This window comes from Azospirillum sp. HJ39 (assembly GCF_041507355.1).
GTDB classification, from domain to species: domain Bacteria; phylum Pseudomonadota; class Alphaproteobacteria; order Azospirillales; family Azospirillaceae; genus Azospirillum; species Azospirillum thiophilum.
In genome coordinates this window covers 36,061-60,459 of record NZ_CP167912.1, presented here as the reverse complement: position 1 = coordinate 60,459, position 24,399 = coordinate 36,061, and the positions used below count along the sequence as shown (strand labels likewise).

At 72.1% G+C, this 24,399-nt stretch carries 5 protein-coding genes; 4 read left to right on the top strand and 1 reads right to left on the bottom strand.

Features of this window, described 5'->3' with window-relative positions; all coding sequences use genetic code 11:
* Positions 1-34: 34 nt before the first annotated feature.
* From ABMY26_RS27940 to ABMY26_RS27930, 3 genes are read left to right on the top strand one after another with little or no spacing between them, the layout of a single operon-like run.
* Complete coding sequence (locus tag ABMY26_RS27940; protein WP_372399440.1) at positions 35-6,721, top strand: amino acid adenylation domain-containing protein; 6,687 nt, start codon at positions 35-37, stop codon at positions 6,719-6,721.
* A complete protein-coding gene (locus ABMY26_RS27935; RefSeq protein WP_372399439.1) occupies positions 6,718-13,311 on the top strand; it encodes an amino acid adenylation domain-containing protein in 6,594 nt (2,197 codons plus the stop codon). Before ABMY26_RS27940 ends, ABMY26_RS27935 begins: the two co-directional genes overlap by 4 nt.
* Positions 13,308-21,272 carry an amino acid adenylation domain-containing protein gene (locus tag ABMY26_RS27930; protein ID WP_372399438.1) on the top strand — a complete coding sequence of 2,655 codons (7,965 nt, stop codon included), beginning with the start codon at positions 13,308-13,310 and terminating at the stop codon, positions 21,270-21,272. The genes ABMY26_RS27935 and ABMY26_RS27930 overlap by 4 nt, the downstream gene beginning before the upstream one ends.
* An 80-nt stretch (positions 21,273-21,352) precedes the next feature.
* On the opposite strand, the gene ABMY26_RS27925 is transcribed toward ABMY26_RS27930, so the two are convergent.
* Positions 21,353-23,008 carry a cyclic peptide export ABC transporter gene (locus ABMY26_RS27925; protein ID WP_372399437.1) on the bottom strand — a complete coding sequence of 552 codons (1,656 nt, stop codon included), beginning with the start codon at positions 23,006-23,008 and terminating at the stop codon, positions 21,353-21,355.
* Positions 23,009-23,352: 344 nt separating this feature from the next.
* Between ABMY26_RS27925 and ABMY26_RS27920 the strand changes: the two genes are divergently transcribed.
* A complete protein-coding gene (locus tag ABMY26_RS27920) occupies positions 23,353-24,315 on the top strand; it encodes a FecR domain-containing protein (protein WP_372399436.1) in 963 nt (320 codons plus the stop codon).
* Positions 24,316-24,399 lie beyond the last annotated feature (84 nt).

The following is a 24,399-nucleotide window of genomic DNA, read 5'->3' as shown; positions in this document are numbered from 1 at the left end:
GGGGCGCGCCCTTCTGCCTGCACAGGTGACTCCCATGGACAACCGTTCAGACGCCGCCTCCCTTTCGTCGGCCCGGCCTGCGCACACCCCTGCCGAGACGCTGGTCGGCACGCTGCTCGGGCGGGCCGCGGAGACGCCCGACGGCATCGCCCTGCGCTTCATAGCCGAGGGGACGGACGACCCGCTCAGCTATGCGGAGCTCGACCGGCGGGCACGCGCCATCGCCGTCCGCCTGCGTGGGCGGGCCGGGCTGGGCGACCGCGCCGTCCTGCTGCTGCCGAGCGGTCCCGACTATGTCGCCGCCTTCTTCGGTTGCCTCTATGCCGGCATCATCGCCGTGCCGGCCTATCCGCCGGAATCGGTCCGACCGCAGCATCTGGCCCGGCTCCAGGGCATCCTTGCCGATGCGCAGCCGCGCTTCATCCTGACGGATTCGGTCCTGCACGACATGCTGCTGGAGGCATGCCGGGCCATGGCGGGCGACCGGACGCCGGAACTGCTGGCGGTGGACGGGGTGGACGGCGGGCTTGCCGGCGACTGGTCGATGCCGCCGCTGTCGGGCGACGACATCGCCTTCCTGCAATACACCTCCGGCTCCACCTCGGCGCCCAAGGGGGTGCGGGTCAGCCACGGCAACCTGATCGCCAACGAGCGGCTGATCCGTCACGGCTTCGGCATCGGCCCCGACGACTGCATCGTCAGCTGGCTGCCGCTGTTCCACGACATGGGCCTGATCGGCGGCCTGCTGCAGCCGATCCACACCGGCATTCCCTGCGTGCTGATGTCGCCGCGCTATTTCCTGGAGCGGCCGCGGCGCTGGCTGGAGGCGATCGGCCGCTACGGCGGCACCATCAGCGGCGGGCCGGACTTCGCCTTCCGCCTGTGCTGCGAGCGCATCGCCGACGGCGCGCTGGAAGGGCTGGATCTGCGGTCCTGGCGCCTTGCCTTCTCCGGATCCGAGCCGATCCGTCCCGACACGCTGGCCCGCTTCGCCGAGCGCTTCGCCCCGGCGGGCTTCGACCGCCGGTCCTATTTCGCCTGCTACGGGCTGGCCGAGGCGACGCTGTTCGTCACCGGCGGCCGGCGCGGGCAGGGCATCACCCTGGCGCCGTTCGACGGGCCGGCGCTGGCGGCGAACCGGGCGGTGCCGGCGGCGGCCGGCGCGGCGGCGGCGACGGTGCTGGCCGGCTGCGGCCATGTGCAGCCCGATCATCCCGTGCGGCTGGTCGATCCGGCAAGCGGTGCCGAGGTCGGCGAGGGGGCGGTCGGCGAGATCTGGGCCGGCGGACCCAGCATCGCCGACGGCTATTGGGGCAATGCGGAGGCGACGGCCCGCAGCTTCGTCGAGCGCGACGGCATCGTCTGGCTGCGCACCGGCGACCTGGGATTCCTGAAGGGCGGCGAGCTGTTCGTCACCGGCCGGCTCAAGGACATGCTGATCGTGCGAGGCCAGAACATCTATCCGCAGGATCTGGAGCGCAGCGTCGAGGAGGAGGTCGAGGTCGTCCGCAAGGGGCGGGTCGCCGCCTTCGCCGTCGAGCAGGATGGCCGCGAGGGGATCGGCATCGCCGCCGAGATCGGCCGGACGGTGCTGAAGCTGGTGACGCCGGAGGCGCTGTGCGGCGCCATCGCCGCCGCGGTGGCCGACGCCTGCCAGGAGGCGCCGGTGCTGGTCGCCCTGCTGGAGCCGGGCGCCCTGCCCAAGACCTCCAGCGGCAAGCTGCAGCGCTCCGCCTGCCGGTCCCTGCTCGACGCGGGCGAATTGCCGGCCTTCCACGTCCAGCGCCGGGGAGCCGCGGTTCCGGCCGCCGCCGCCGCTCCCCGTGCCCTGACGGAGCGCGAATGCGAGGTCGCCGCGGTCTGGGCGGAGGTGCTGGGAACCGCCGTCACCGATGGCGGCGCCCATTTCTTCGCGCTGGGCGGCAATTCGGTGTCGGTGGTGCAGGTGGTCGCCCGGCTGCGCGAGCGCTGCGGGCTGGCGGCCGACGTCGCCGACCTGTTCCGCCATCCGACGCTGGCGGAGTTTGCCGGCCGGCTGTCCAACGCCGTCCCCGCCATGCTCCGGGCGGCGTCGCCGCAGACAGGCGGAACGGAGCGCATCGCCGAACCGTCGGCGGCCCAGGCCCGCATGTGGTTCAACTGGAAGCTCGACCCGCAGGACTGCGGCTACACCATTTCCGGGCGTGTCCAACTGCGCGGGGCCTTGCGACGCGACGCCGTCCAGGCGGCGGTCGACCTGCTGGTCGGGCGCCACGAGAGCCTGCGCACCGTCTTCCGCGAGGAGGCCGGCCGGCCGGTTCAGCTGGTTCGGCCCGCCGGAACGCTGCCGGTCGCCGTCCGCCTCGCCGATCTGTCCGGCGACGGGGACCGGGAAGCCGCGCTGCGCCGCCTGCTGGAGGAGGAGGTTCGCGCGCCCTTCGACCTGGTGGAAGGCCCGCTGATGCGGGTACGGCTGATCGCCTGCGCCGCCGACGACCATCATCTGCAGGTCAGCCTGCATCACGCCATCGCCGACGGCTGGTCGATGAACGTCCTGCTCGACGAGTTCGGCGAGGCCTATGCAGCCAGTTGCGAGGGCAGGGCGCCCGAGCTGCCGGCACTGGCCGTCCAGTATGCCGACGTCGCCCGCTGGCAGCGCGACCTGCTGGAGGCGGGGGAGGGAGCACGCCAGCTCGCCTATTGGGCCGGCCGGCTGGGCGACCGACACCCGGTGCTCGACCTGCCGGCCGACCGTCCGCGCTCCGCCGGCGGCAGCCAGCGCGGGGCGGCTGTCCATTGCGCCATCGACGACGGGCTCGCCACCGGCCTGCGCGCCCTGGCGCGGCGCATGGGGGTGACGCTGCCGACCCTGCTGCTTGCCAGCTACGCGGCCTTGCTGCACCGCTATTCCGGCCAGGACGACATCCGCGTCGGCTGCACGCTGGCCAATCGGCGAAGCGTGGACAGCGAAAGGCTGATCGGCTTCTTCGTCAACATGGCGGTGCTGCGCGCCGACCTGTCGGACGATCCCGCCTTCGACGCGCTGCTGCGCCGGATCGGCGAGGCGGCGCTCGACGCCCAGGCCAACCAGGACCTGCCCTTCGACCGGCTGGTGGAGGAGTTGCAGCCCCAGCGCGACCTTGCCCACCATCCGCTGTTCCAGGCCGCCTACGACCACCAGTGGCAGCGGCTGGACGGTCTCGACCGGCTGCCGGGCCTGCGGGTGGAGGCCGTCGAGCATCTGCAGTTCGCCACCCAGTTCGACCTGATCCTGCACACCACCGAGCGGGTGGAACCGGACGGGACCGGCCGGCTCGGCGCCTTCTTCACCTACAGCCTCGACCTGTTCGAGCCGGAGAGCGTGGAGCGGATGGCGCGGCACTGGCTGACCCTGCTGCGCGGCATCGTGGCCGACCCGGCGCTGCCGGTCACCCGCCTGCCGCTGATGGATGCGGCGGAGAGGGCGGCGCTGGTCGCCGGCTGGAACGATCCCGTCCGCAACATCGCCCGCCCTCCGGCACCGCTTCCGGCCGACGCCCCCGGCCTCCATGCCCGCATCGCGGCCCAAGCGCGCCTGCATCCCGATGCCCCGGCCGTGACCTGCGATGGCCTGACCCTGAGCTATGGCGAGCTCGACCGCCGCAGCGACCGGCTGGCGCGGCAGCTGCGCGGGCTCGGCGTCGGGCCGGACCGGCTGGTCGGGCTGGCGGCGGAGCGCTCCTTCGACCTGATCGTCGGCATGCTCGGCATCCTGAAGGCGGGCGGCGCCTATCTGCCGCTCGACCCCTCCTATCCCGCCGACCGGCTGCTCTACATGCAGGCCGACAGCGGCATCGGGCTGGTCGTCACCCAGGCCCATCTGAGCGGCAGGCTGCCGCTGGCCGATGGCGTGCGGGCGCTCTGCGTCGGCGAGGAGCCCGACGCGCCTGACGGGCCGCCGCCGGATGGACCGCCACCGGACCTGGGCCGGGCCGGATCGCTCGCCTACTGCATCTACACGTCGGGGTCTACCGGCCAGCCGAAGGGCGTGGCGGTCACCCATGCCAATGTGCTGCGGCTGTTCGATGCCTGCCCGCCCGACATGCGCTTCGACCGGCATGACGTCTGGGCTCTGTTCCATTCCTATGCCTTCGACTTCTCGGTCTGGGAAATCTTCGGCGCCCTGCTGCATGGCGGGCGGCTGCTGGTGGTACCCTACTACACCAGCCGGTCGCCGGCCGACTGCTTCGCCCTGCTGCGGGACGAGGGAGTAACGGTGCTGAACCAGACGCCCTCCGCCTTCCGGCAGCTGGTGCCGGTGGCTCTGGGCTCGCCGCGCGACGCCCTGTCGCTCCGGCTGGTGGTGTTCGGCGGCGAAGCGCTGGAGATGGAGAGCCTGCGCGGCTGGTTCGAGCATTTCGGCGACAGCCGTCCGCGGCTGGTCAACATGTACGGCATCACCGAGACCACCGTCCATGTCACCCATCGCCTGCTGGCCATGGCCGACCTGCCGAAGCCCGGCGAGGCAACAGACCGGCCGGAGGCCGGCGCCCCGGTCGGCATGCCGCTCGGCGACCTGCGCTGGTACTTCCTCGACCGGCATCTCCAGCCGGTGCCGCCCGGCGTGGCGGGTGAGATCCATGTCGGCGGAGCCGGGCTGGCGCGGGCCTACCTGAACCGTCCCGGCCTGACCGCAGGGCGTTTCGTCGCCGATCCCTTCGGCGGTTCCTTCGGCGATCCGGGTGGGCGCCTCTACCGCAGCGGCGATCTCGCGCGCTTTCGGCCCGATGGCCGGGTCGAGTATCTCGGCCGGGCCGACCAGCAGATCAAGCTGCGCGGTTTCCGCATCGAGCCGGGCGAGATCGAGGCGGCGATCCGCCGCCAGCCCGCCGTCGCCGACGCCGCCGTGCTGCTGCGCGGCGATGCGGCCGACCGCCGTCTCGTCGCCTATGCCGTCGCCGACGAGGCGGCCCTGCGCGACCGGCCGGAGGAGCAGCGCAGCGATCTGGTCGGGCAGTGGAGCACGGTGTTCGACGGCACCTATTCGCGCGCGGACGCCGCGGCTGGGCCGGGCTTCACCGGCTGGAACGACAGCTACGACGACCGGCCGATCCCCGAGGCGCAGATGCGGGAATGGCTGGACGCCACGGTCGCGCGCATCCTGGCCCTGGCTCCCGAACGGCTGTTGGAGATCGGCTGCGGCGTCGGTCTGCTGACCCAGGCGGTGGCGCCGCACTGCGCCGTCTATCACGGAACCGACTTCTCGGCACAGGCCATCGCCGATCTCGGCGCCTGGGCGGCCGGGAGGCCGGACCTGGCGCATGTCCGGCTCAGCCGGCGCGAGGCCACCGATTTCGCCGGGGTGGAGGAAGGCGGCTACGACACCGTCGTCATCAACTCCGTCGCCCAGTATTTCCCCGACGGCGACTATCTGCTGCGCGTGCTGGAGGGAGCGGCACGGGCCTTGCGGCCGGGCGGGCGCATCTTCCTGGGCGATCTGCGGCCGCTGCATCTCCAGCCGCTGTTCCATGCGTCGGTGGCGCTCTGGCGGGCGGAGGCGCAGGCGAGCCCCGCCCAACTGCGCGCCCGCGTGGTCCGTGCCATCTCCGAGGACGGCGAACTGCTGCTCGCCCCCGGCTTCTTTGCCGCCCTGCGCGGCCGGGTTCCGGGGATCGGCCGCATCGACATCGATCTGCGCCGAGGCCGGGCCGACAACGAGCTGACCCGCTACCGCTTCGACGCCGTCCTGCACATCGGCGCGGAGGAGGTGGCACCGGCCGGCGGCTGGCGCGAGGCCGGAGAGGATCTGGCCCGCCTCGACCGCCTGCTGGCGGAGGAGCGGCCCGCCGGCCTGCGGATCGCCGGGATCGCCAACCGCCGGCTCGCCCGCGACCTTGCCGCCTGGACGGCGATGTCCGCCGCATCCTCGCCCGCGGCGGGTGCATTGCGGGAGCGGATCGACCGGCTGGAAGCCGCCGGCGCCGATCCCGACGCCTACCGGGCGCTTGCCGAGGCGCATGGCTACCGCGCCCGCATCGGCTGGAGCGCCGGTCCGGACGGTGCCGGCGATGCGGACGGCCGCTTCGACGTGGAGATCTTCGACCCGGCGCGGCTGGAGCGTTCCCCGGCGGTGTCCGAACCGGCGACTGCCGGCGGTTGGCGCGCACAGTGCAGCGACCCTCTGCTCGCCCGGCAGCGGCGGTCCTTCGCGCCGCGCCTGCTGTCCGCCCTGCGCGGCAGCCTGCCGGCGCATATGGTGCCCTCCCAGCTGCTGCGCGTCGACCGGCTGCCGCTGACCGTCAACGGCAAGCTGGACCGCGACCGGCTGGCCGACCATGAACAGCCCATGCAGGTGACCGCCGCCGCCCATGTCCCGCCGGAAAGCCCGGTGGAGCAGGCGCTGGCCGCCATCTGGGCGGAGGTGCTTGGCCTCACCCGCGTCGGCCTGGACGACGACTTCTTCGAACTGGGGGGCCATTCGCTGCTGGCGACCCAGGTGGCCTCGCGCATCGCGGCCGATCTGGGAGTGACGCTGGACATCCGCGCCCTGTTCGAGGCGCCCGTCCTGCGCAGCCTCGCCCGCCGGGTGGAGGAGCGGCGAGCCGCCGCCGAGCCGGCCGCCGCATCCGCCATCGAAGACGAGCTGGCCGCCGCGCTGAAGGCCATCGAAGGCCTGTCGGAGGTCGAACTGAACGCGCTCGCGGATGCCGCCCTGACCGGCGGCGCCACTACAGACAGTGCCATTACGGGGACCGCCCGATGACCAGCAGCCCGTCCACTCCGTCCCTGCCGACCGTCCCGGCCATCTCCCTCGACGGTCTGTCGCACAGCCAGCGCCGGGCGCTCGCCGCCGTTCTGGCTGCCAAGGGCATCGACATCCATGCCCGGTTTCCGATTCCCCGCGCCGACCGGTCGGCGCCGCTGCCGCTCTCCTATGCGCAGCAGCGGCTGTGGTTCCTGTGGCGGATGGATCCCGGCGGGGCGGCCTACAACATTCCCGGCGCCATCCGGGTGACGGGGCCGCTCGACCCCGTCCTGCTGGAGGCGGTGTTCGCCCATCTGTCGGACCGGCACGAGGCGCTGCGCACCACCTTCGCCGAGCGCGACGGCCAGCCCGTCCAGGTCATCCATCCCCGGCTGGCGCCGGTGCTCGCCACCATCGACCTGCCGGTGCTTGCCCCCGCCGAACGCGAGGCGCGCGCGCGGGTTCTGGCGCGCGAGGAGGCGCTGGCTCCCTTCGACCTCGGCACCGGCCCGCTGCTGCGGCTGACGCTGGTCCGGCTGGCGGCGGCGGAGCATCTGCTGCTGGTCACCCTGCACCACATCGTTGCCGACGGCTGGTCGGTGGAACGCTTCCTGACGGAATTCGCCAGCAGTTACGACGCCCTGCGGGCCGGCCGGCAGCCGGACCTGCCGGCGCTGCCGGTCCAATATGCCGATTATGCCCAGTGGCAGCGCGACTGGCTGGAGGCCGGCGAGCGCGACCGGCAGCTCGCCTACTGGCGCGACCGGCTCGGCACCGAGCACCCGGTCCTGTCGCTGCCGTTCGACCGGCCGCGTCCGGCGGTGCTGGGCGCCCATGGCGGCACGGTGGCCTTCCGGCTGGGCGGGCGGCGCAGCCGCGACCTGAAGGCGCTGGCCCAGGCCCGCGGCGTGACGCCCTTCGTCCTGCTGCTGGCCGCCTTCAAGCTGCTGTTGATGCATCACAGCGGCGAGACCGACCTGCGGGTCGGCGTGCCCTTCGCCAACCGCAACCGCAAAGAGACGGAAGGGGTGGTCGGCTTCTTCGTCAACACCCTGGTCCTGCGCAGCCGGCTGGACAGCCGCGAGGGCTTCGGCACCCTGCTGGCCCGGCTGCGCGACACCGCGCTGGAGGCCCAGGCGCATCAGGATCTGCCCTTCGAACAGCTGGTCGAGGCGCTCCAGCCCGAACGCAGCCTCAGCCACAACCCGCTGTTCCAGGTGAAGTTCAACTACGGCTTCGACACCTCCACCCTGCCGGCACCGGAGGGGCTGGCGCTGGCGCCCGAGCCGACCGAGTTCCTGGGCGCCCATTTCGACCTGGCGCTGGATATCGCCGACGCCCCGGAGGAACTGCTCGGCTCGATGACCTATGCGTGCGACCTGTTCGACGTCGCGAACGTGGAGGGTCTGGTCGCCGACTATTGCGGTCTGCTGGACTCCGTCCTGCGCCAGCCCGACGCCCCGCTCTGGCGCCTGCGTCCGCAAGGCTCCGCTCCGGCCGGCGAGGCCGTCAGCCGGCGCGATCCGGCGCCGGGCGTGCTGGAGCTGTGGAACGCCCGTGTCGCTGCCGATCCGGAGGCCGTCGCGGTGCGCGACAGCGGGCGGACGCTCACCGTGCGTGAGGTGGACCGCCTTGCCAACCGGCTGGCGAACGAGCTGCGCGAAGCCGGCGTCCGGCCGGGCGACCGGGTGCTGTTGTGCTTCGAGCGCTCCTGCGGCCTGGTCGCCGCGCTGCTCGGCGTCATGAAGGCCGGTGCCGCCTATGTGCCGCTCGATCCGCTCCAGCCGGCGGAGCGGCTGCGCCGCCTCGCCCTGTCCAGCGGTGCCCGCCATGCCGTCGCGGCGGGGGCGACATTGGCCGCCGCGCAGGCGACCGGGCTGCCTTGCCTCGCCCTCGACGGTCCGCACATCGCGGCAAGGCCGGACCGCTTCGACGGCCCGGTCCCGGCCGGAGCGCTTCCGGCCTACGTCATCTACACCTCCGGCTCGACCGGCGAACCCAAGGGGGTCGTCGTCAGCCACGGCGCGCTCGGCAGCTATCTGCGCGGCGTCCTGGAGCGTCTGGCCATGCCGAAGGGCACCTCCATGGCGATGGTCTCGACGGTCGCCGCCGACCTGGGGCACACGGTGCTGTTCGGCGCGCTCTGCCATGGCGGCGCCCTGCATCTGGCCGACGACGCCACCGCGCGCGATGCCGACCGCTTCGCCGGCTGGATGGCCGCGTGCGGCGCCGGGGTCCTGAAGATCGTGCCGAGCCATCTGCGCGGCCTGCTCCATGCCGAGCGTGCCGCCGACGTGCTGCCGCGGGATCTGCTGGTCCTGGGCGGAGAGGCCTGCGACGGCGGGCTGGTGGAACGGGTGCGGCGGTTGCGGCCGGGCCTGCGCGTCCTCAACCACTATGGCCCGACCGAGACGACGGTCGGCGTCCTCACCCACGAGGTTCCGGCCGCCGGTTCCCCCGCAATACCGCCTGTCGTTCCGCTGGGCCTGCCGCTGGCGGATGTCCGCGCCTGCGTGCTCGACGCCGACCTGGAGCCGGCGCTTCCCGGGGCCGTCGGCGAGCTGTACCTCGGCGGCGACAGCCTTGCCGACGGCTATCTCGGCCAGCCGGCCCTGACTGCGGCCCGCTTCGTTCCCGATCCGCAGCCGCGCCGGCCGGGCGACCGGCTCTACCGCACCGGCGACCGTGTCCGCCTGCGCCGGGACGGGGTTCTGGAGTTCGTCGGCCGCCTCGACGATCAGGTGAAGATCCGCGGCCACCGCGTCGAGCCCGGGGAGGTCGCCCTGGTCCTGAAATCCCTGCCCGGACTGGCGGACGTGCTGGTGGTCGCCGGCACCGCCGACCATGGCCCGGCCGCCGGGCAGCTGATCGCCTATTGCGTGCCTTCCGCCGCAAAGCCCGACATCGCGGCCCTGCGCGAGACGGCTGCGGGCCTGCTGCCGGATCACATGGTCCCGGCCCATTGGGTGACGCTGGACCGCCTGCCGCTGACCGCCAACGGCAAGCCGGACCGCAAGGCCCTGCCGGTCCCGGCCGCCGCCGAACCGGCGCCTCAAACCGCGATGACCGAGACGGAGCAACGCCTCGCCAGCATCTGGGCCGAGGTCTTGAAGCGTGAGACGGTGGATGCCGGAGCCAGCTTCTTCGCCCTCGGCGGCGATTCGATCCTCAGCCTGCAGCTGATCGCCCGTGCCCGCAAGCAAGGGCTGAAATTCACCCCGAAACAGCTGTTCGAGGCGCAGAGCATCCGTGCGCTCGCCGTCCTGCTGGATGCCCGGGCGCAAGGCAGCGCTCCGGTTCCGGCCCAGGCCCAGGCCCAGGCCCCGGAGCCGCTGGCCGTGCCGGAAGAGGCGGCGATACCCGTCGTGCCGCGTGGCGACAGCCTGTCCCTGTCCTCCACCCAGCGCCGCCTGTGGTTCCTGTGGCGCCTCGACCCGGCCAGCACGGCCTACACCATCTCGACGGCGCTCCGCCTGCGCGGCCGGCTCGATAGCGAAAGCCTGCGGCGGGCCTTCGCGCAGGTGTCCATGCGGCACGAGACACTGCGCACCCGCTTCATCGATCGGGGCGGCGAGCCCCGGCAGCTCATCGACGCGGATCCCACCTTCGACTGGACGGTCGAGGCGCTGGAGGACGTCGCGCTGCTGGAAAGCCGGCTGCGCGGCGAGGCAGCCCGTCCCTTCGACCTGGAACGGGGGCCGCTGCTGCGGTTGCGGCTGTTCCGCCTGCCGGGCGGGGACGAGCATGCGCTGTCCCTGGCGATGCACCACATCATCTCCGACGGCTGGTCGATGAACGTCCTGGTGGATGAGATCGCCCAAACCTATGCGCTGCTGGCTGCCGGTCAGCCGGCGGCACTGCTGCCGCCGCCGCTCCAGTATGCCGACTATGCCGCATGGCAGGAGCGGTGGATGGAGGGCGCCGAAGCGCGCCGGCAGCTCGACCATTGGCGGGGCCGGCTGGGCGGCGAACAGCCGGCGCTCGATTTGCCGGCCGACCGTCCGCGCCCGCCGATGCAAAGCCATCGCGGTGCGGCGGTGGAGTTCCAGCTGGACTCCTCCCTGGTTGCCGGTCTGGTCGCCGTCGGGCGGGAACAGGGGGCGAGCCTCTTCATGGTCCTGCTCGCCGCCTTCGCCGCCCTGTTGCACCGTCACGGCGGCCAATCCGACCTGCGCATCGGCGTGCCGACCGCCAACCGCGGCCGGGTCGAACTGGAAGGGCTGGTCGGCTTTTTCGCCAACACCCAGGTCCTGCGCATCGAACCCGACAGGAGGCTGCCCTTCGACCGTTTCCTGGCCCATGTGCGCGACGAGGTGCTGGCCGCCCAGGCGAACCAGGACCTGCCCTTCGATGCCCTGGTGGAGGCCCTGCAGCCCGACCGCAGCCTCGACCGCAACCCGCTGTTCCAGGTGATGGCCAGCCACAGCCGGCCGCGTTCCGACGCGCTGCGCCGCCTGCCGGGCCTGGACATTGCCGAGTATCCGCGGCTTCACCACGCCGCCCAGTTCGACCTGTCGCTGCACAGCGAGGAGCAGGCCGATGGCTCCCTGCGGGTGGCACTGATCTATGCCACCGACCTGTTCGACGAGGATACGGTCCGGCGCTTCCGCAGCCATCTGGAGCGTATCCTCCACGGCGTGGTGCAGGCGCCCACGGTGACGTTGGGCTATCTGCCGATCCTCGACGCCGCCGACTGGCCGGAGGTGCTGCCCACCCCCCGCCATCCGGCCGGCCCGCTTGTTCCCGATCTGATCTCCGGTCAGGCTGGTGTGCATGGCGGTCTTCCGGCTGTGAGCTTCGGCGGGCGGACGTTGAGCTATGCCGAGCTGGAGGCGCAGGCGAACCGCCTGGCCCACCGGCTGCAGGCGCTGGGCGTCGGGCCGGAGGTGACGGTCGGCGTCGCCGCGGAGCGCTCGCTGGAGCTGGTCGTCGGCCTGCTGGCGGTGATGAAGGCCGGCGGCGCCTATCTGCCGCTCGACCCGGAGCTGCCGCCCGCCCGTCTCAAGGCCATGGCAGCGGACGGCGGCATCGCCCTGCTGCTCACCCAAAGCCACCTTGCCGGCCGGCTGGGCGGCGGGGTGGTGCCCCAGGCCGTGCGCCTGCTGCTGCTCGACGCCGAGGACACCGCCGGGCTGCCGGACACGCCGCCGGTCTCCGGGCTGCGGCCGGACAACCTCGCCTACCTGATCTACACCTCGGGCTCCACCGGGACGCCCAAGGGGGCGGGCAACAGCCATGGCGCCCTGCTGAACCGGCTGGCCTGGATGCAGAAGGCCTACGGGCTGGCGCCGGGCGAGCGGGTGCTGCAGAAGACGCCGTTCGGCTTCGACGTCTCGGTCTGGGAGTTCTTCTGGCCGCTGATGGTGGGGGCGCATCTGGTGGTGGCGGCTCCTGGCGAGCACCGCGACGCGGCCCGGCTGGTGGCACTGATCCGGGAGCAGTCGATCGACACGCTGCATTTCGTGCCCTCGATGCTGCAGGCCTTCCTGGAGGAGCCGGGGGTGGAGGACTGCACCGGCCTGCGCCGGGTGGTGTGCAGCGGCGAGGCGCTGCCTGCGGCGTTGCAGGAGCGGCTATTCGCCCGGCTGCCCGGTGTGGGGCTGTACAACCTGTACGGCCCGACGGAGGCGGCGATCGACGTCAGCCACTGGACCTGCCGATCGGGCGGGGCCGGGGAGGCCGGGGCGGGCGGCGGTGTGCCGATCGGCGTGGCGATCGACAATCTGCGGCTTCATGTGCTGGACGAGTGCCTGAACCCGCTGCCGGCCGGAGCGGTCGGCGAGCTTTACATCGCTGGCGCCGGTCTGGCGCGCGGCTACCATCGGCGGGCCGGGCTGACGGCGGAGCGTTTCGTGGCCGATCCGTTCGCCGGGGACGGCGGACGGATGTACCGGACGGGCGATCTTGCGCGCCGTCGCGGCGACGGGGTGATCGAGTATGTCGGGCGCATCGACCATCAGGTGAAGATCCGCGGCCTGCGGATCGAGCTTGGCGAGATCGAGGCTGCGCTGCGCGGGCATCCTGCGGTGCGGGACGCGGTGGTGGTGGCGCGGGAGGGCGGCTCCGGCAAGCGGCTGGTCGGCTATGTCGCCGCCGCTGCCGATGCCGCTGCCGAAGCGGAGCTGCCGCGGCGGTTGAGGGAGCATCTCGGCCGTGATCTGCCGGACTACATGGTTCCGGCCCACATCCTGGTGCTGGAGCGGCTGCCGCTGACGCCCAACGGCAAGCTCGACCGCAAGGCCCTGCCGGAGCCGGCACCGGATTCCGGCGTCGTGCATGTTCCGCTGTCCACGGCGACCGAACATGCGCTGGCGGAGGTGTGGCGCGCGATCCTGGGGGTGGAGCGTGTCGGCGCCGCCGACAACTTCTTCGCGCTTGGCGGCCACTCGCTGCTGGCGGCGCGGGTGGCGGCACAGGTTCGCGACCGGCTCGCCGTGGATCTGCCCCTGCGCACCCTGTTCGAAGCGCCGATCCTGGCCGCGCTTGCGGCACGGATCGACCGGGAGAAGGTGGACGGCGCCGACGAGGAGGAGATCGGCCGCATGGATGCCCTGCTGTCCGACCTCGAAGCCGATCTCGAAGCCATGCCGCCGGAGGCCGCGCAATGACCATGCCCGTCCTGCACGAACCGGCACGGCAGCCCGCCGACGCGCTGATCCGGATCGCCCGGCGTCTCGACGCATTGCCCGCCGACCGGCAGGAGGAGTTCCTCCGGCGCCTTGCCGAGACGGGGATATCCTTCGCCCGGCTGCCGATCCTGCCGGGCCGCCGGCCGGAGCGGCTGCCGCTGTCCCATGCCCAGCGGCGGCTGTGGGTGCTCTGGCAGCTCGACCGCGGCAGCCGGGCGTACCATATCCCGACCGGGCTTAGCCTGACCGGCCGCCTCGACCGGGAGGCGCTTGCCGGTGCCTTCGCCGACATCCTGGCCCGGCATGAGGTGCTGCGCACCAGCTACCCGGCCCGCGACGGCGAGGCGGAGCAGCGCATCCATCCCGCCGCTCCGCCGGACATCGGCTGGACCGACCTGTCGGCCCTGGCGCCGGCGGAACGGGAAACCAGATTGCAAGCCCTGGCCGAAGCGGAGGCCGCGGCACCCTTCGACCTGGAAGCGGCACCGCCGGTCCGCCTGCGGCTGGTGCGGCTGGCCGGGGAGGAGCATGCGCTTTTCCTGACGCTCCATCACATCGCCGCCGATGGCTGGTCGGTGAACCGGCTGGTGGAGGAATTCACTGCCCTCTATGCCGCCCGGCGGGAGGGGCGGGACGCCGGGCTTCACGCTCTGCCGATCCAGTATGCCGACCATGCATTGTGGCAGGACCGGCTGCTGCGCAGCGGCGAAGGCGCCCGCCAACTGGATCACTGGCGTGGCTTGCTCGGCGATGAGCAGCCGGAACTGATGCTTCCGCGCGACGAGGAGGGTGCCGGGGACGGCCGGCAGGGGCATGGCCAGGGACATGACCGGCGCGAGGCCGGCGTCCCGATCCTCCTCGACGATGCCCTGGGCGCCCGGCTGCGCAGCGTGGCGGGCAGGGAGGGGGCGACCGTCGCCAATCTTCTGCTGGCAGCCTTCCTGCTTCTGCTTCACCGCCACACCGGGCAGGGCGATTTGCGGGTGGGAGTGCCGGTCGCCGGGCGTCACCGTCCCGAGACCGAGCGCCTGATCGGCCTGTTCGTGAACAGTCTGGTCATCCGCGCGGACCTGCATGGCGGGCTCGGGCTGCATGAGGTGCTGGCCCAGGTCCGCAGCCGGTCGGTCGACGCCCAGGCCAACCAGGATCTGCCCTTCGAGCATCTGGTGGACGCCCTGAAGCCGGACCGCCGGCTCGACCGCAATCCGCTGTTCCAGGTGATGTTCAACCATCAGCATCGCCGGCTGTCGGCGCTGGACCGGGTCGCCGGGTTGACGATCAGGCCGCTGGCCGGCGGTGCCCGCGTCGCCCTGTTCGACCTGTCGCTCGAGGTCGAGGAGGATGACGGCGGGCGCATCCGCTGCGATCTTCGCTATGCTGCCGGCCGTTTCGCGGCGGAGCGGATCGCCGCGATGGCGGAGGATTACCGGCGCATCCTCGCCGCCTTCGCCGCGGAGGAAGGCGGTCCCCTCGCCGCCATCCGTCTGACGGCCGACGACCGCGCGGACGCCACGCCTGTCATGCCCGCGGGAACGGTCCCGGGGGCCGGCCTGTCGCCTGCGACGCTGTTCGATGTCCGCGCGACGGAAACCCCCGAAGCCGTCGCCCTGGTGGCCGATGGACGGCCGGTGAGCTTCGGTGCCTTGAAGGACCGGTCGGACCGGTTGGCCCGGCGGCTCCGCGCGCTGGGGGTCGGACCGGATGTCCGGGTCGGGCTGGCGGTCGAGCCGTCGCCCGCCATGGTTGTCGGCCTGCTGGCGGTACTCAAGGCGGGCGGGGGCTATGTGCCGCTCGATCCCCGGCTTCCCCGCGACCGCCTGGCGGGCATGATCGCCGACAGCGGCATGACTCTGATGCTGGCACAGGACGCCGTGCTTGGGTCGGTGCCGGCCGGGTTGACCTGCCTGACGCTGGACGCCGACGGGGCATGTGTGGACGGGCCGGAGGCCGGGGGCACTCCTCCGGCGCCGGTGGACACGGCATTGGCCTATCTGATCTACACCTCCGGTTCGACCGGGATGCCCAAGGGCGTCATGGTCTCCCACGGGGCGCTCGCCCGCCATTGTCTGGCTGCGGCCGAGGCTTATGGGATGACTGCCGGGGACCGGCTGCTGCATTTCGCCTCCTTCGGCTTCGATGCAGCGAGCGAACAGATCCTGATGCCCCTGCTGGCCGGGGCCGGCGTCGTCCTCGGCGCCATGGCCGATTCCACGCCGGAACGGCTGGCGGCGCTGATCCGGCGCGACGGCGTCACCGTCGCCGACCTGCCGCCGGCCTATCTCGCCCACCATGCCGAGGCTCTTGCGGCAGCCATGCCCGGCCACCGCCTGCGCGCCTGTATCCTCGGCGGCGAGGCCTGGGACCTGTCGCTCGCCGGCCGTCTTGCCGGCTGGGTCGACGCTGTCTTCAACGCCTATGGGCCGACCGAGGCGGTGATCACCCCGCTGGTCTGGCAGGCCGGCGGAAAGGGGCAGGCCGGAACCGCCCCCATCGGCAGCCCCATCGGCGAACGCCGGGCGCTGGTGCTCGACGGCTCGCTGAACCCGCTGCCGGCCGGTGCGGTCGGTGAGCTGTATCTCGGCGGGTCCGGCCTGGCGCGCGGCTACCTGAACCGCCCGGGCCTGACGGCGGAGCGCTTCGTCGCCGATCCGTTCTCGGCGGAGGGGGGGAGGCTGTACCGCACCGGCGACCTCGTGCGCCAGCGGGTGGACGGGGTGATCGAGTATGTCGGGCGGATCGACCATCAGGTGAAGATCCGTGGCTTCCGCATCGAGCTGGGCGAGGTTGAGGCTCGGCTGCGGGCGCAGGAGGGCGTGCGCGAGGCGGCGGTGGTCGCGCGGGAGGGCGGCTCCGGCAAGCGGCTGGTCGGCTATGTCGTGCCGGCCAGTGAGGAGGCCGGCGGCGGCGGTTTGGCCGAGCGACTTTTGGTCGAGCGGCTGCGCGCCGGGCTGAAGGCGGCGCTGCCGGACTACATGGTTCCGGCCCACATCCTGGTGCTGGAGCGGCTGCCGCTGACGCCCAACGGCAAGCTCGACCGCAAGGCCCTGCCGGAGCCGGAGGCGGCATCGTCCTCGGCCCAGGTGGCTCCGCGCAGCGAGGCCGAGCGTGCCCTGGCGGCGCTGTGGTGCGAGCTGCTGCGGCTGGAAAGCGTCGGCGTCACCGACAACTTCTTCGAGCTGGGCGGCGACTCCATCCTCTCCATCCAGCTGGTCAGCCGCGCCCGCCGCCACGGCCTGTCCTTCACCCCGCGCGACGTCTTCGAGCATCAGACCCTGGAGGCGCTCGCCCGCGCCGCCCGCAGCGACAGCACGGCCGCTCCGACAGCCGAGCAGGGCCTCGTCACCGGCGCGCTGGCGCTGACGCCGATCCAGCGCTGGTTCTTCGAGGAGCCGATCCCCAACCGCAGCCACTGGAACCAGTCCGTCCTGCTGCGCCTGCGCCGGCCCGTCGATCCGGCGCTGCTGGAGCGTGCGCTGGCGGCCCTGGCCGCCCATCACGACGCCCTGCGGCTGGTCTTCGCTTCCGACGGCAGCGCGCGGCATCTGGCGCCCGCTGCGCTGCCGCCGCTGCTGTGGCAGCGCTCCGCCGCCGATGCTGCGGCACAGGAGCGGCTGTGCGAGGAGGCCCAGCGCAGCCTGGAGCTGGAGCATGGCCCGCTGCTGCGCGCCCTGCTGGTCGAGCGCGGGGATGACGGTTGCCAGCGCCTGCTGCTGGCGATCCATCACCTGGTGGTGGACGGCGTGTCCTGGCGCGTGCTGCTGGAGGATTTGCAACTGGCCTGCACCCAGCTGGAGGAAGGCGGGCCGGTGGCGCTTGCGCCCAAGACGGCCTCCTTCCAATCCTGGGGCGAGGCCCTGCGCAGCCACGCGGCGAGCGAGGCGCTGAAGGCGGAGCTCGGCTGGTGGCGCGACAGCCTGGCGGGGGCTCCGGCCGGGCTGCCGGGCGTGGTGGAGCCGGTCTCGCCTGGGGCGCTGACGGTTGCGAAGTCGGCGGTTGCGCGGACGCGGCTTGATGCGGGCTGGACGAAGCGGCTGCTGTCGTCGGCGCCTGCGGCCTACCGGACGCGGGTGAACGACCTGCTGCTGACGGCGCTGGCGCGGGTTCTGTGCCGGTGGAGCGGCGCGGGCTCGGCGTTGGTGCAGCTGGAGGGGCATGGCCGCGAGGAGCTTGTGGCGGGGATGGACCTCAGCCGCAGCGTCGGCTGGTTCACCACCGCCTATCCGGTGCATCTGCGCCCCTGCGGGGAGCCCGGCGCGGCGATCAGGGCGGTGAAGGAACAGCTTCGGGCGGTGCCGGCCAATGGACTGGGCTATGGCGTGCTGCGCCATCTCGGCGACGCGGACAGCCGGGCGGTGCTGCGGGCGCTGCCCGAGGCGCGGGTGACCTTCAACTATCTCGGGCAGTTCGACGGCAGCTTCGATGCCGACGCCCGCTTCGTTCCGGCCGACGAGCCGGCGGGAGCCCGTCTCGATCCCGACGCTCCGCTCGGCAACTGGCTGGGCATCGACGGCAGGGTCTATGACGGCGAGCTTGTGTTCGACTGGAGCTACAGCCGGTCCGTCCTGGCGGCCTCGGTGGTGGAGGGGCTGGCTGCGGCCTATGCGGAGGAGCTGCGGGCGCTGGTGGCGCATTGCGAGGCGTCGGCGGGTGGGTTGACGCCGTCGGACGTTCCGCTTGCCGGTCTGACCCAGGAGCAACTGGACGCCCTGGCGTTGCCGGCGCGCGAACTGGAGGACCTGTATCCGCTGAGCCCGATGCAGCAGGGCATGCTGTTCCATGCGCTGGAAGGCGCCGCGGAGGGCGAGAATCCCTATGTTACGCAGCTTGCCGTCGAGGTCGAGGGCCTGGAGGAGGAGCGGTTCGCCGCCGCCTGGGCCTGGGTGACGGCGCGCCATGCGGTGTTGCGGACCGGTTTCCTGTGGGGCGGCGCGCTGTCGACCCCGCTCCAGGCGGTGTGGGAGCGGGTGCCCGACGCGGTGTCGGTGCTGGACTGGCGGGAGATCGGGCTTGCCGGCGACGCGCTGGAGGAGGCCTTGCGGAGGCTGGCGCGGGAGGACCGGGCCCGCGGCTTCGAGCTCGGGCGTCCGCCGCTGCAGCGGGTGGTGCTGGTGCGGCTCGGGCAGGGGCGGCACCGTCTGATCTGGACCAGCCATCACCTGCTGCTGGACGGCTGGAGCAGCGCGCGCCTGGTTGCGGAGGCGCTGGGCCGGTATCGGGGAGCGGCCGTCACGGCGGCGCCGGGCCGCTACCGCGACTACATCGCGTGGCTGTGCCGGCAGGATGCAGCGTCGTCGGAGCGCTTCTGGCGCGGGCGCCTGTCGGGTCTCGAGGCGCCGACGCTGCTGGCGTCCTGCCTGCCCTGCCGCAATCCGCAGGCGGGGCATGGCGTGGTGCGGATGCGGCTGGATGGCGGTGCGACGCAGCGGCTGCAGGGCTTTGCGCAGGCGCAGCGTGTGACGCTGAACACGCTGGTGCAGGGGGCCTGGGCGCTTCTTCTGCAACGCTACGGCGGTCAGGAGACGGTGGCGTTCGGGGCGACGGTGTCGGGGCGTCCGGCGGATCTTGCCGGGGTCGAGGAGACGCTCGGGCTGTTCATCAACACGCTTCCGGTGGTGGAGCGCCCGCCGTCGGGCGAGCGGGTCGGGGAGTGGCTGCGCGGGCTGCAGCGGCGGAACCTCGAGCTGCGCGAGCACGAGCACACGCCGCTGCACGAGGTGCAGCGCTGGGCGGGGGCCAGCCTCGGAACCGGCGGCGGCGCGCGGGCGCTGTTCGACAGCATCGTCGTGTTCGAGAATTATCCGGTCGACGAGGCCATCAGGGCGCAGACCGACGACAGCCTGAGGTTCGGCTCCGCGGAAACCGCCGATGACACCCACTATGCGATGACGCTGACGGTTCGGGCCAGCAGCGCGCTGGATTTTGCATTCGGCTACCGGCGCGACCGCTTCGACGCCGGTCATGCAGAGGAGCTGTCACAGCTGTTCGGCAGCCTGCTGGAGCGCATGGCGTCGAATGCCGAAGCCCGCGTCGGAATGCTGGAACTGCTGGAGGGCGACCGCCGCCGCCAGATTCTGGAGGAGTGGAGCGGCCTGACCGATCCAAACCTCCCGTCCCTTCCGATCCCGCGCCTGCATCAGCTGATCGAAGCCCAGGTCCGCCGCAGGCCGGAGGCGACGGCACTGGTCCATCCGGGCGGCACCCTGAGCTATGGAGACTTGAACGCCCGCGCCAACCGGCTGGCCCGTCTGCTGCGCGCGGAGGGGATCGGGCCGGACGACCGGGTCGCCATCGCGCTCGACCGCTCTCCCGAGCTGGTGGTCGCGATTCTCGCGGTCCTGAAGGCCGGCGCCGCCTATCTGCCGCTCGATCCCGGTTATCCGCCCCAGCGTCTGGCCTACATGCTGGAGGATGGCGGAGCGGCGCTGCTGCTGACCTCGGAGACGCTGCAAGGCGGCATGTCCTGGCCTGCCGGTCTGCCGACGGTCCGGCTCGACGCCGACCGGGACCGGCTGGCGGCCTTCGCCGACGACGACCTGCCGCCGGCCGGCACGCCCGACAACCTGATCTACCTGATCTACACCTCCGGCTCCACCGGCCGGCCCAAGGGAGCCGGGGTGACGCAGGCCGGGTTCGTGAACCTGATGCGCTGGTACTGCGACCATGTCGGCTTCGATGCCGGAAGCCGCCTGCTGCTGATGAGTTCGCATGCCTTCGACCTGACGCAGAAGAACCTGTTCGCGCCGCTCCTGGCCGGCGGTCAGCTGCACATGGCGGGCGACGGCTACGACCCGCAACAGCTTCTGGAGTGGATCGCCCGGCACCGCATTACCGCGCTGAACGCCACCCCCAGCACCTTCCAGCCGCTGGTGGCGCTGGAGCGGGACGGGGAGCTGGAGTCCCTGCGCGACGTGGTCCTCGGCGGCGAGCCGATCCGAACCGACGCGCTGCGTCCCTGGCTGGACAGGCGGGGCGGGTCGCCGCCGCGCATCCACAACAGCTACGGCCCGACCGAATGCGCGGACGTCGTCGCCTTCCATCGCTGGGACGGCATCGCAGCCGACATCCCGACCGGTCGGCCGGTGCCCGGCCTGCGCCTTTACATACTGGACAGTTGCGGCAGTCCGGTGCCGCCGGGGGTGGCGGGCGAACTGCACATCGGCGGCATCGGGGTCGGGCGCGGCTATCACCGCCAGCCGGGCCTGACCGCCGACCGTTTCGTCCCCGATCCCTTCGGCGGGCCGGGCGGGCGCCTCTACCGCAGCGGCGACCTCGCCCGCCATCGCGAGGACGGCGTGATCGAGTATCTCGGCCGCATCGACCAGCAGGTGAAGATCCGCGGCCTGCGCATCGAACTGGGGGAGATCGAGGCGGCGCTGCGGGCGGAGACGGCAGTCCGGGATGCGGCGGTCGCCGCGGTCGAAGGCCCCGGTGGCGGGCAGCTCTGCGCCTACGTCGTTCCCGCCGCGGAGGACGACCGGAAAGGCGATGACCACTGGCCGTTGCTGCGCCGGCGGCTGGGGGAGCAGCTGCCCGACCATATGGTCCCGACCCTCTGGGTCCGGCTGGACCGGCTGCCGCTGACGCCCAGCGGCAAGCTCGACCGCCGGGCGCTGCCCCGGCCCGAGTTGAGGCAGCGGGGCCATGTGCCGCCCTCCACGGATCTGGAGCGTCGGCTGGCCGCCCTGTGGGAGGAGTTGCTGCGGGTCGAGCGGGTCGGCCTGGACGACGACTTCTTCGAGCTGGGCGGCCATTCGCTGCTGGCGGTGCAGCTGATCGCCCGTCTGCGCCGCGACTTCGGGATCGCCCTGTCGCCCGGCCAGATCTTCGGCAACGCCAGCTTGCGGGCTTTGGCGGCCCATGTCGCCGAACGTCCGGCCGCGCCCGATCCCGGCAAGCTGTCGCGGATGAGCGCGCTGATGGACATGCTGGAATCCGGCTGACCGGCCGGATCAGGCAAGGGAAAAGGGGCGCATCCGGCCGGTTGCGCCCCTTTTCCGTTCCGCTTTCCTTGCAGGCTCCGTCACAGCGCCGGCTGGCGATCCTCCACGACCTTGCCGGCGGTCAGCCGGAGCAGATGGTCGGCCACGTCGAAATAGCGGTCGTCGTGGGAGATCACGATGATGGTCTTGCCCATCGCCTTCAGGCTCGGCAGCAGTTCGGTGTAGAAGATCCGCCGGAAGGTCGGGTCCTGGTCGGCGGCCCATTCGTCGAACACCAGCACCGGCCGCTTTTCCGTCCAGGCCTGGAGCAGGGCCAGCCGCTTGCGCTGACCGGTGGACAGGTCGGTGGTGCTGAACACCCCGTCCACCACGCTCACTTTATGGGCGATCTCCAGCCGTTCCAGATAGGCCTGGGCGTCCTCCGGCACGCTGTCGTTCGCCTGGATCAGGTCGTCGAACAGGAAATAATCGGCGAAGATGGTGGTGAAAAGCTGCCGGTAGTCGTCGCGCGTCTCCGGCGTCACCGGCCGGCCGTCCAGCAGGATCTGCCCTTCGTGGGGGGGGTAGAGGCCGAGCAGCATCTTGATCAGCGTGGTCTTGCCGCAGCCGTTCTCGCCGACGATGAACAGGATCTCGCCGCGTCCGACCCGCAGCGAGACGGGACCGAGCACGAAGGGCTCCACATCCGGACCGGCCGGCGGATAGACGTAGCGGGCATCCCGCAGCTCCAGCCGGTCGATCGTCGCGGGCGGGCGGGCATCGTCCTTCATCAGCAGATGCGGTTCCGGCGAGGCGAACTCTGCCGACAATTCCGCGATCCGGCGGAAGGCGACCTGGGCGCGGCTGACGATGGGCAGGGTGCCGATCAGATGCTCCAGCGGTCCCTTCATGTAGAGCAGCACCAGGATGAACCCGCTCAGCGTCCCGCGGTCGGTGCTGGGCCACAGCACCTCGACGCCGAGCGCCACCCCGATGACGATGAAGAACAGGGTCGACCCGAATCCCTTGGCGATGACGAAGAGGTTGATCGAGCGGATCTGGATGTCGCAGATGCGGTCGATTGTGCCGCGCAGCGCCTCGCCCTGCAGCCGCAGCCGCCGCGGCCGGTTGATGCGCAGCTCCTTCGCCCCTTCCGCCAGGGAGCGGTAGTGCTTCTGCAACTCGTCCTCGTGGGAGCGCGCCTCGTTGAAGCCCTCGATGCCGCGGACGCGCGCCACATACTGCACGGCGCTGCCGATCAGGATGGCGGCGGCGGTCGCCAGGAACATCGGCCAGGACAGCATCGCCAGATAGCCCAGGCTGCCCAGCGTGACGCTGAGCGACACCGCCAGCGGTGCGAAGGCGAAGGCGAAGTCGCTGATGGTGTCGACGTCGTGGGTCAGCACAGGGATCAGCCGGTGGCTGCGGTAGCGCTCCAGCTGGTCGATCGGCGCGGTCAGGATGCGGTCGCCCAAATCCTTGCGCAGTCGCGCGATGACCTTCTGCCCGATCCGGTTGGTGCCGATGTCGGACAGGACAGAGCCTGCGAGCGCCAGGGCGCACAGGCCGGCGAAGGCGAGCAGGACCCCGGCGCCAGGGCTTTCCTCGGCATGCAGGATGCGGTTGATGGTGGCCAGCAGGCCGGTCACGCTGAGCCCGCCCAGCACCCCCAGCAGGGTGGCGGCGGTCAGCAGCGGCCAGAAGGGGCGGAGCAGCTGGAGCAGGGCGGCGGGGCTGGTGCGGGGTGGCGTCGGCATCGGGGTTCCTGCGGGACGGGAGCGAAGGCGGCCGGCACGAAGCCCCCGCCGTGGAGGCGGATGCGCGCGGCCGTCCTGACTAGGACGAACGAGCGGGCCGAAACTGAAACCGATCTCTTCCGGGACCGGCCTCCCGATCCGTGCCTGCTCCTTCCTTCCCCTGTTGCAGAAGGTCGCAACCCTCGCCGCAGACGCGGGGGTTTCCCTGGCCGGGCGGCTCGCGTAGAGTTCCGCATGTCCGGCTCGCCTTGCGATCCCGCTTCCGCTTGCCCTATAGCTGCCGAACGCCTTCCGGAGTCGAGCGCGCCCGTATGCCTCCGTCACATCCCTCCGACGACGACCGCGTGACCGAAGAGGCTGCGGACTGGTGCCTGCGCCTGCAATCGTCCGATGTCGGCGATGCCGACCGCGCGGCATTCGAATGCTGGTGCCTGGCGGATCCGCGCCATCTGGCGGAATTCGACGCGATGCGGGAGATCTGGGGACTGTCCGCCGGCCTGCGCCCGCGGGTGACCATGGTTCCCGTGACGGCGGCGGGCGGGCGGGTGGCGCCGGCTGCCGTCGTCCGGGTCTCGCCCCGGCGGCGGCGCTGGGCGGTGGCGGCCTGCGTGGCGGCGGCCTTGGCCGCCTGCTGGCCGGTGGGGTGGTCGTTCGGCGTACTGCCCGGGCGCGTCGATGTCTTCCTCGGTGGCGGCCGGCACCGCCTGGTCGAGCTGCCCGACGGTACCACGGTCGACCTGAACGTCCACACCACCCTGTTCTTTGCCCAGTTCCGCGACAGGCGCAGCGTCCTGATGGACCATGGGGAGGCCTATTTCGCGGTCGCGCACGATGTGGCGCTTCCCTTCACCGTCTTCACCGCCGGCCATCAGGTCCGGGTGACGGGGACGAAGTTCAATGTCTGGGCCAATGACGGTGATCTTGCCGTGACGCTGAGCGAAGGCTCGGTCACGGTTGCGTCGGCGGCGGCGGCGGGGGGGGAGCCCTTGCGGCTGACGCCCGGCATGCAGGGCCGTTTCGCCCGGGACAGCCGGTTCGGCAGCGTCGCGCGCGTCGATCCGCAGCATGTCCTGTCCTGGCGCGAGGGCAAGCTGGTGTTCGACAACATCACGCTGGCCGAAGCGGTTCCACTGCTGAACCCCTATCTGTCGCAACCGCTGCGGCTGGCGGACCGCAAGGTCGGGGCGATGCGGATCGGCGGGGTGTACGACGTCACCGACCTCGACCGCGTGGCGGCATCGCTTCCGCGGGTGCTGCCGGTGACGCTGGCCCCCAAGGACGGCGAACTCCTCGTTTCGGCCCGCTGAACCCGGCCCCCGTCGACCATCGTCCTTTCACCGTCGGTCATTCCACGCCGGCGGGGTAAATCCGGCTGTCCCTTCTTCGTCACT